Origin of the sequence: Mesorhizobium sp. M1006, from assembly GCF_040318825.1 — a bacterium.
GTDB lineage: Bacteria > Pseudomonadota > Alphaproteobacteria > Rhizobiales > Rhizobiaceae > Mesorhizobium.
Window position 1 is genome coordinate 44,635 of record NZ_JAMYMZ010000039.1, and the last position, 6,000, is coordinate 50,634.

A 6,000-nucleotide genomic window follows, 5' to 3' on the forward strand; every position below is an offset into this window, starting at 1 on the left:
TTGTGTGACTTGAACTCTCAAACTGGTCCATGTAATTGGCTGGCAACGGGCGAAAAACGGGCTGCGCAACGCCGGACTGCGTGTGCTGGTGTTCGCGTTGCTGTTTATTCCGGCAGCCGTGAGCGCCGCGGACAACTTGCCGTCAGCATCCTTCATCAGGACTTCCGGCACCGCGTTTACGGTCGACGGCAGGCCATTTTTTGTGACCGGCGTGAACAACCACCATGTTACTTTCGGGTCGCAGGACGAAGTCATCCGCGTTCTCGATGACGCGATGGCCATGGGGGCCAACGTGGTTCGTATCTTCCTCCAGCCAGTGATCGGATCGCTCGACGGAAGCACTGCTACGATCTGAACTGGCGGCTTGAGGCCGATGCTAGCGATCTCGCGGTGAGAGGAATGTACCTCTCTCTTGGGACCCTGGCGAGAACGGAATGGCGATCAATGACGGCGCGAACGGGATGCAGAAGATTGATTTCCTAGTCGCCGAAGCCGGCAAGCGACGCCTCAGGCTCATCATCGCCTTCCTGGATTTCTGGGCCTACACGGGTGGCGCCCAGCAGATGCGGGCTTGGTATGGGAGCCAAGACCAGTCCACGTTTTTCTTTGATGACCCCCGGACGAAACGGGATTACAGGACCTGGGTCCGCCACGTCGTACAGCGCGTCAACCTGCTAACCGGACTTGCCTACCGGGACGATCCAACGATCATGGCCTGGGAGCTGACGAACGAAGGTAATGCGCGCCCAGAGGCTTTGCGGCTGGCTTGGACTGCCGAAATGTCGGCCTACGTGAAGTCCCTCGATTCCAATCACCTTGTCAGCTCAGGGCACGCCAACGTTTCCGAGAAGCTGTCCGATTTGACGATCCCAACTCTCGATTTCGGGACCTGGCACGGCTACCCGCTCTACTACAACCTCACAGTCCAGCAATTTGACGACCAGATTACCGAATTTTGCCAACTGGCGGCCCGAGCCAATAAGCCGGTCCTTCTGGAGGAATTCGGCTATGCCGCTCTAATCGGGACTCCGCCGATGCTTACGCCATATGGCTCGATGCGCTCGCCCGCGATCCCAGGTGCGCTGGCTGGATCGTGTGGCAGGTGGCGTCGCGGCAGGACAGCGGACGCTATCCCGCCGACGAATACGACCAGTTCGATATCCGCAATGACTGAAGCGTGATTTGGAACATCCTCAAAGCCGCAACGGCCCGGGCGGCGCAGAGCCGCGAGACCCGCCGGACCTCAAAAGCCGTCCGGGAAGCCCATGACCGAAGCCTCCGTCGTGATCTGCGCGCACACTCCGGACCGCTGGGAAGAGTTGAACCGTGCCGTCGGGTCCGTCCGCAACCAAACGCCTGCCCCGCGTGAAATTGTTGTGGTCGTGGACAACAACCTTGCTAGAGCGCGCCGCGCGCGAGATTGCCGGCGTGACCGTCCTGGCCAATGCCAGACAACCCGGCTTGTCGGGCGGGCGCATGACAGGGGCGGAATACAGCACGGCACCGGTGATCGCCTTCCTCAATGATGACGCCGTCGCCGACCCTCATTGGCTGGAGGAGCTGTTGGCTGCTTATCGGGATCCAGCCGTGTTGGGCGCCGGTGGCCCGGTTGAGCGGCTGTGGCAAGTGCCGCCGCCCTCCTGGTTTCCCGTCGAGTTCCACTGGGTGGGGGGCTGCACCTACGCCGGCATGCACGTGCGGGACGGGCGCATCCGCAACCCGATCGGGGCCAACATGTCGGTGCGCGCCGACGTGCTGCGGCGCGCCGGTGGCTTCGCGCCCGGTCTCGGGCGCCGCAAGCTCGGGTTCTCCGTCAGCGGCCGAGCAAGGATCGGCGGTAAGGCTGAGAGCTGGGAGGAGACGGAATTCTGCATTCGGGCCGTCCGTCTATACCCTGGAGGCTATTGGGCGTATCGGCCAGCGGCGCGTGTGTTGCACGCTGTTCCGGTCCAGCGCACCACGGGGAAATACTTCGTCCACCGCTGCCTCGTCGAGGGCACCGCCAAGGCAGTGTTGGGGCGTCTCGCAGGGTCCAAAGACGGCCTCGGAGCCGAAGGGTGCTACGTCCGAGAGGTGCTGCCGCGCGCCGTGGCGAGCGACCTGACGGCGGCCATGCGCGGCAAGGTTGGCTGCCCGGCGGGCCGGAGCGATCATGGCTGGCTTTGCCCTTACTTCGTTCGCCTATGCCACGATGCGCCTCGGCGGGGCCGCCGAGGCCTTGTCACAGCATCTGCTATCACGGGTCCGAGGCTGGAGAGCATAGCCGGCGCCGATGCAGGCATTGCAGGCAAGCGGTTTGGCCGATAGGAAAATCTCGCAGATGCCTTGTTGACCGCCGGCGCTGGCGATATCTAGAGCGTCAATCTGCCAAAGCGCATGATCCGGCGATTTTCGTGCACCCTCACCCGGCAAGCGGCCCATCGCATGTGACTCATAGGGAAGCAAATTTCGACGTTCCACAGCGAGGCTGACCGTTAGAATGCCGTCGCCGGTCGGGACAAGCGATGCCGCATTATCGTGTCTACGTTCTGGACGAACACGGCCAGCTTGTGGGCGGGGTCTACCATGCTTGCGCAGACCACGACCCGGCGAAAGAGCACGCCAGGCGGTTAGCAGACGGCCACAAGCTGGAGCTTTGGCGACCGGTTGCGCAGTTCAAATTTGACAATCCGCGGGGCCGCCCCGCGGCGACGAAGCGCCCTCACGCCCGTAGCGCGACGTTCCGCTATTTCGACAAACCGCACCTCCTGTATGAGAAGTGTTGATAAGTTTTTACCCAGCCTCATTCTCGCCGCAAAAGGCGGTAGGGTCGCTGGGGTTCCGTACATCGTCCTCGAATGATCAATTCACGAAGGGACGGTGTGTGAACAACTCAGGACAGCGGAAATGCCTGCGTTTTACTTAGGGGCGCGGGTGGAATGAAGAACAAAAAAAACGCGATTAACTAAGGATCTACAGTGCTCATGCTAAACAGCAAGCTTGGCGGTGCATCCGCCGGAAGAGCTGCGCTCGACTTCATTCTGGCCGCGGCTCGAACCGTTGGACACCTTGCGGGCGTCGGCAGCGACACCGTTCATGGTTTCACGGGGGAGCGCCTGATGAGCATTCCCGTCGACACAACTCACCTTCGATGGCGAGTTCAACGTTAAGCTCGCTCGACAAGAATGTCTGTGGCGACGACTTCCAAATCTCCGCTGCTTTGAAATCCGTTCGCAGTGCCCAACTGCGAGCATGCGATATGTCGCGCGCCTGGCGATGCGCGGCAGTGGAATTCCCTGTTTTCAACGCCAAAAAGGATCACTGAATGGCTCTTTCCGCACCCGCAGGCTTTGCCTCTAGCGACCTCGTTTTCGAGGAAAACTTCTCCGGTACGGCGCTCGACAGCGCCTGGCATACCTATCTCACCAGCAATGCCGCCAACGGCTGGCCATGGAACAGCAATGGATCGGGCGGAAGTGGGATGGGCAACCAGTTTAATGCCGAATACGATATGCCGAGCCAAGATACGGTGAGCAACGGGCTGTTGAATCTCACGGCAATCAAAGTGCCCGTCAACGGGGTGGCTCAGGGGTCTGCACAGACATTCCCTGTCACGTCCGGCGCCGTCAGCAGCTATGGCAACTTCGAATTCGACGGTGGCTATCTTCAGATCAGCATGAAGCCGCCGAGCGGCAACGGCGCGTGGGGGGGCCTCTGGATGATGCCCGGCCAAGGCGCGGGCAGCAGCGGCGATAATTTCGAGATCGATATGCAGGAGGGTGGATTTACCGAAGGTTCGGGGCCGGCAAATCAAGCGTTGTCTTGGCACATTCACACACCGTCGGGGACGTTCGGCGGTGTCACCGACGCGGGTGTTGATCTCACGGCCGGCTTCCACGCGTACGCCATCAACTGGGTGCCTGGTCAGTCGATCACCTGGTATTTCGATGGGAAACAGATCGGGCAAGTGACCAGCGCGCAGGCGCCGATTCCGAATGAACCGATGGAATTGATCATGAGCAATCAGGTCGCGAATTCGAGCGCGAGCGGATGGCATACGACTCTGGACAGTTCGACCCCTTCGTCGATGCAGATGCAGATCGATGAGGTTCAGCTCTATCAAAAGGCAGGCAGCGGCGACACCGTCACGGGTGCGAACATCACTCCCCCAAGCACTGGCTCGACCGGGACCGAGACTGGGACTGGGACCGGGACTGTCCCTCCTTCCGACGGCACCAGCGATGGCACCTTATACGGCACCAGCGGCGCCGATATATTGCACGGAACCAGCGGCCACACGATGATCGGCTATGGCGGCAACGACACCTACTATGTTGATAATGCCAACGAGAAGGTGGTTGAAGCGGTGGGCGGCGGCAACGACAGTGTGCTCGCCTCGGTGAGCTATGCGCTTTCGGCCGGCTCGGAGATCGAGCTTCTCGCCACCAACAACCCGTCCGACACGAAGGCGATAACCCTCACCGGCAACGAGTTCGGCCAGACCATCCAGGGCAATGCCGGCAACAATGTCATCAACGGCGGGCTCGGCGCCGACGTCTTGACCGGTTACGGAGGCCACGATGCCTTCTCGTTCAATACTGCTCTTGGAGCCGGCAATGTCGATAAGATCACCGACTTCAAGCGCTCCCAGGACACGTTCCATCTCAGCGATACCGTTTTTGCCGGCCTTCAGCCGGGAGGGCTTCCATCCAAAGCTTTCTTTGTTGGTGCAGCCGCGCATGACAGTTCCGATCATATCATCTACAACAGTGAAACCGGGGCGCTCTCTTTCGACAGTGACGGGGCTGGCGGCGTATCTCAAATACAGTTCGCCACCCTTTCCCCACATCTCTCGCTCACCGCAGCCTCATTTTATGTGACCTGAAGGACCTAGGCAGGGAAATAACATCCCGCGAGGGGCTGCCGTGACAAACAATGAATGGATAGACAGCACCTCGCAATGATCCCGACCGAAAACGGCAGCCGGTTTTCGGAGAAGATCATGCTCAAACAAAAGAGATCGAGTTCCATCCCGATGGCATCGGGATGGAACAGGCTCTAGTTGTGAGCTTTCTGTAGGCTGTCCATTCGGACCGAACCGAGGAGACTGGAGTTACCAAGCTTCAGCACTCACCGGAGGGTCCGAATGTACATCCACAAGAATGCCTGTCTGACGCCGTGGCCGCGAGAGGAACTGGTCTTTCGGTCATCGAGGGACGTCTCTCCCAAGCCTTGCGGCGCGGTCTATGGTGCGTCGGTCAAGATCGTGGCACGGTTGGGTGGAGCGGTCCAAGGGGCTCGCCCGACAGGCCTCGCGCTTCACATTGGATCCTGTCCGCGGGGCAGATGTGGAGCAACATCGAACAACCCTGGTCTGCCACATCATGCAAACCTGGCGTGGACGGCGCCTTGTCGATCGCATAGGCATGGTCGAGCTGATCGCAGTCATGGGCCTGAAGCTGGGAGCAGAGTCGATGCGCGACTGACGAAAGGTATCAAGTGAGCGATGCCGAGATGGAGGCGTTCGACGATCTAAAGGCGGGCGACCCATTCCATCCGGAATGGTACTACACCATCCCTCCGAGATCAGTCGCAAATCGGAGCGGTTGACGGGTGTCCGAGCTCCCTCCCCCGCGCAATAAACACCGATGCTTGCAGGTGATGCCGATTTGGCAAACTATTGACCCCGCGAGGCCTCTCACCCGGTTGATTTGATACAGGCTGCCGCAGCTGAATTCGTCGCGATCCCTAAAACCGACCTCGTTCTGCTGGGAAATACAAGCGCTGACGGTTCGCGGTGGCCAAAGAACGCGGCTGGGCTGGACCGGCCGACAAGCTCATCGACCATGGCATCGAGTTCATCGCCAGACACGGCCGTACCGATCGCGGTGGCTGGGTGCGCACCCTTAATTCCGACGGCAGCGTGGCTGACCCGACGTACGCATCCGGTGAAGACCGCAGACGTGCGCATCCGGCAGCCAGGAGAACCTGAGCACCGGAGTGCTGGGGTCAAGCTTTCTT

At 60.4% G+C, this 6,000-nt stretch carries 4 protein-coding genes and 1 pseudogene; all 5 read left to right on the forward strand.

Translation table 11 applies throughout. From position 1 onward, the window contains the following. Window positions 1-82 precede the first annotated feature (82 nt). On the forward strand, window positions 83-355 hold the full coding sequence (locus NKH60_RS26760) for a hypothetical protein (RefSeq protein ID WP_352873964.1): 273 nt from the start codon (window positions 83-85) through the stop codon (window positions 353-355). A gap of 79 nt (window positions 356-434) precedes the next feature. Then, window positions 435-1,181: a glycoside hydrolase 5 family protein gene (locus tag NKH60_RS26765; RefSeq protein WP_352873965.1), complete on the forward strand. Its 747-nt coding sequence runs from the start codon at window positions 435-437 to the stop codon at window positions 1,179-1,181. A 214-nt stretch (window positions 1,182-1,395) separates the two neighbouring features. Then, window positions 1,396-2,307: a glycosyltransferase family 2 protein gene (locus NKH60_RS26770; protein WP_352873967.1), complete on the forward strand. Its 912-nt coding sequence runs from the start codon at window positions 1,396-1,398 to the stop codon at window positions 2,305-2,307. A 997-nt stretch (window positions 2,308-3,304) separates the two neighbouring features. Then, window positions 3,305-4,864, forward strand: coding sequence for a family 16 glycosylhydrolase (locus tag NKH60_RS26775; RefSeq protein ID WP_352873969.1), 1,560 nt, complete (start codon window positions 3,305-3,307; stop codon window positions 4,862-4,864). A 906-nt stretch (window positions 4,865-5,770) separates the two neighbouring features. Beyond that, window positions 5,771-5,917: pseudogene (locus NKH60_RS26780) on the forward strand (AGE family epimerase/isomerase); the annotation flags it as partial. Between the last annotated feature and the right edge of the window lie 83 nt (window positions 5,918-6,000).